Annotated in this window: 4 protein-coding genes; 3 read left to right on the top strand and 1 reads right to left on the bottom strand. The window is 41.8% G+C overall.

Annotated elements, in window-relative coordinates:
• The 3 genes from E1163_RS01720 to E1163_RS01710 all read left to right on the top strand — a co-directional run.
• Nucleotides 1-781: glycosyltransferase family 2 protein (locus E1163_RS01720; RefSeq protein ID WP_155168831.1), on the top strand; the 781-nt coding region annotated here is incomplete at its 5' end.
• Entirely contained in the window at nucleotides 774-1514 is a 741-nt protein-coding gene (locus E1163_RS01715; protein WP_155168828.1) for a class I SAM-dependent methyltransferase, read from the top strand. The genes E1163_RS01720 and E1163_RS01715, both read left to right, overlap by 8 nt.
• A 4-nt stretch (nucleotides 1515-1518) precedes the next feature.
• A complete protein-coding gene (locus tag E1163_RS01710) occupies nucleotides 1519-2988 on the top strand; it encodes an ArnT family glycosyltransferase (RefSeq protein ID WP_155168826.1) in 1470 nt (489 codons plus the stop codon).
• Here the strand turns inward: E1163_RS01710 and E1163_RS01705 are convergent.
• A partial coding sequence (locus E1163_RS01705; RefSeq protein WP_155168824.1) for a lipopolysaccharide core heptose(II) kinase RfaY occupies nucleotides 2968-3642 on the bottom strand: 675 nt, incomplete at its 5' end. The genes E1163_RS01710 and E1163_RS01705 overlap by 21 nt on opposite strands.

Here is a 3642-nt window from a genome sequence, read left to right as displayed (position 1 = left end):
GGCACTGGAAGATGAGACTTTTTATGGGGTTTTTCTATCACGGAATTTTGGGCACCAGATAGCGATTTCAGCGGGAATGGTGTATGCCCGCGGAACTGAAGCTGTAATGCTTATGGATGGAGATCTTCAGGACCCACCTGAACTCGTAATAGATTTCTATGAAAAGCTAAAGCAGGGGTATGATGTGGTTTATGCAGTGCGTAGGGCGCGTAAAGAGGCAGCATGGAAAAAAACCGGTTATTGGCTCTACTATCGTATGCAAAGAATGCTGACCACTTCTGATATTCCATTGGACAGCGGCGATTTTTCCATGATGAGCCGCAGGGTTGTCGACCACATCAATGACATGCCCGAGCAAAGCAGGTTTGTCAGAGGGCTCAGGTCGTGGGTAGGGTATAAGCAAATTGGTATTGAATATAAAAGGGATTCCCGTTCTGCCGGGGAAACGAAATATTCCCTGAAACGTCTGTTCAAACTGGCTTATGATGGTATCTTCAACTTTGGCAATATCCCATTAAAACTCATTACACGTCTTGGCCTTTATACCATCCTTCTATCCTTGATCTACATCACTGTATTGGTTGTAAAAAAGATTTTATATGACAACGTCCCTGAGGGATACACAACTATTATTATCGCTTTGGCATTATTCAGTGGAGTACAGTTGATTTGCCTGGGGGTTATTGGTGAGTATGTCGCCAGGATTTTTGATCAGTCGAAGGGCAGGCCATTATTTGTAGTAAACAGACGCATTATAAACGGGGAAGAGAAAATTGGATAAAGCATATTTTAAGGAATACTATATTCAGGAAAGACAGCATTGGTGGTTTTTGGCGCGAATGGAAATTTTGCAGTCTCAGGTTGAGAAACTAATAAACCCAAAGAAAAAGCTAAAAATACTTAATATAGGGATTGCAACCGGAGCAACTACAGAAATGCTGTCAGGGTTTGGTAGTGTTACTTCGCTTGAATACGATGAAGATTGCTGCAAGTTTGTAAAAGAGACATTGGATATTCCTGTTGTACATGGTAGTATATTGTCCTTGCCATTTGGTGACAATGAATTTGATCTGGTGTGTGCCTTTGATGTTATTGAGCATGTGGAAGACGACAAACTGGCTGTGGCGGAAATGAAGCGGGTATGTTGTGATGGCGGGCATGTGTTTGTTACAGTGCCGGCATTTATGGACCTGTGGAGTGATCATGACCTGATTAATCACCATTTCAGACGCTATGTGGAGAAAGATCTTAAAGGACTATTTGTCTCAAGCGGAAAAACTGTGTATTGCTCCTACTTCAATTCTATTTTATTTCCTCCCATTTATTTTGTCAGACGGCTATCTAATTTGTTGAAGAGGAAAAGTAAGGAAGCCCCTCAGTCTGACTTTGCCAAGTTCAAACCGGGTTTGTTGAATAGACTTCTTTACAAGCTGTTTAAGTGTGAAAAATATTTTCTGAACAAGAAAGCACATTTGCCCGCAGGGGTTTCTATAATGTTAATGTGGAAAAAATAGCGAAATGAATAAGCTGGACAAGGTTTACTCAAACTTACTATCGAGAAAAGTTTTACTTAGCTTGCTAATAGTGGCCTCTGTAGCACTTTTGGCAACCCTAATCAACAGATACATACAGTCAGACGACAATTGGTTTGGAGAGCAGGCTTACTGGCTGGCTAAAGAGGGGACAGTTAAACTAAAAAGCATCCCGTTTATTTTTAACTGGGAGAATGAATTTCTGGTTTATCATAAGCTTTTGATATGGATAGGTAGTGCTATTATATCTGTATTCGGATGGTCTGTTTACTATTTGAAAGCGTTTAACCTGCTTTGTTTAGCACTATGCATGTTTATGATGTGGAAATACACATCTTCGGAGAGTCGGGAGTTGCGCTATTTGGTTCTGCTGCTGATATTAATTATCCCGCTTACATTAGTTAAGGCATTTGAATACAGGCCGGAGGTGCCGGCTATGATGTTTGGTTTTGGCTCTTTCCTTTTTCTTACAGCCTATAAAAACAGCGGAGGCATTTATAAGGTTTTACTGGCCGGGTTATTTGCCGGACTGGCTTTTCTTACCCATCTCAACGGAGCTATCTTTTGTGTTTCGGGATTCTTTACCTTGTTGTATTACAGGAAGATCAAAGGAGTAGTTCTGTTTTCAGCAGTAGCTATACCTGTTTGCCTTGTTTACTTTGCACCCCTTGCCCAGGGCGATAACTTTGCCATTTGGGCGCATAACTTGCAAAACTGGCCTTCTCATAGTTTTTCGGATACCGTTCAGAAAAATATTTTCCAAACCCTTTTTGAAAGAATAGTAAACGAGCAGAAGCGATTTTTCTGGGACGATCAGGTTGCTGGTATCAGCGTGATGTTTATTCTTACACTATTTTTTAAGGGCAAACATTTATGGAATACCAGAAGAGAGCTGCTGCTGTATACCATTTTCCAGGTTACATTCCTTGCATTGCTGGGAAGTCACAAGGCTCCGAGGTATTTGATGCTCAATATTCCTTTTATGGTGCTTATAACCGGGTACGGTCTGCATGCCCTGGTGCAATCAAAGCAACGTGTGTTTAAAGGGATAATGATATTGGTATTGCTGGTTCAGTTCGTTTTGTTTTTTGTCAGAGCGGTAAAAATCATTGAGCGTAATGAAGCTCATATTGCCAAACATGAAGAGATACTATCGCATATCCCTAAAGGGGCGAAGCTTATTGGCCCCTGGGAGCTAGTTTATAATGGCATACTGGATTATCGCATATACTCTTACAAAAGCTACGAATACTTGGAAGAACGCATGCCTGAGCCATTTACTCAGGAGGAATTTACAGAAAAAGTGGCATCGCTTGACATTGAATACATCGTGGTAGATGAGGAAATGAAAGACAGTGAAGTTTTTCATTGGTTCAATGGCTGGAAAGTTGAAGAGAATGGTTTGTACGAAAAGTATTATAACGGAGGGAAATACCTAATCCTTAAAAAGAAGTAATTTCTTTATTTTTCGTCGGGTCCTTACAAATTTTCGCTCATAGATGTCGTACCAAAAGGCCAGGCGATAGAGCCACCAGTTGTTGATCTTACCGAAGTACTTTTCTATACCCGGGGCGCTTTTTCTGAGGTAGGCAAATTCGTAGGCGCGGGAGAAGCCGGTGAGGCCAATGCGTTTCGGGTTACTGTCGATCACAAAGATCTTCCCTTCTTTATATAGGAAATTACGTATCTGGGGGTCTCCGTGCAGGTAGCCGCGTTGGTGGATCAGTTTTAATTCGTCTATAACCAAAGGATAATATTCTTCATGGTCAAGGCAAGGCTCGCCGTCCAGGTATTCATATAGCAGCCATGAGTCTGTTACCATCCCTGACTCACGTTTTTCTGCGGCCAGTACGGGCTTTGTAGTATGCAGTCCCAGTTCTTCATACTTGAGCATACCTTTAATATTTTTAAAAGCTTCGCCATCGCGAAACAGTGTGGTGAACCTGATCCACCACCTTTTGTTCTTCTCCAGAGGGATTTTTAATACATAGTCCTTACCGTTGACCTCAATGTGGTATACATGGCTTCGGTGGTGTTGCTTGAGAGGGTTTTTCAGGGTGTAATTTTTCCGGGCAACTGCCTCAAAGAGAGTCAGATTTTCCGGTGAGCA

The sequence above is a fragment of the Fulvivirga kasyanovii genome (genome assembly GCF_009711405.1).
Taxonomy (GTDB): domain Bacteria; phylum Bacteroidota; class Bacteroidia; order Cytophagales; family Cyclobacteriaceae; genus Fulvivirga; species Fulvivirga kasyanovii.
The sequence above is the reverse complement of the archived record's forward strand: the minus strand, read 5'-3'. Positions and strand labels throughout refer to the sequence as shown.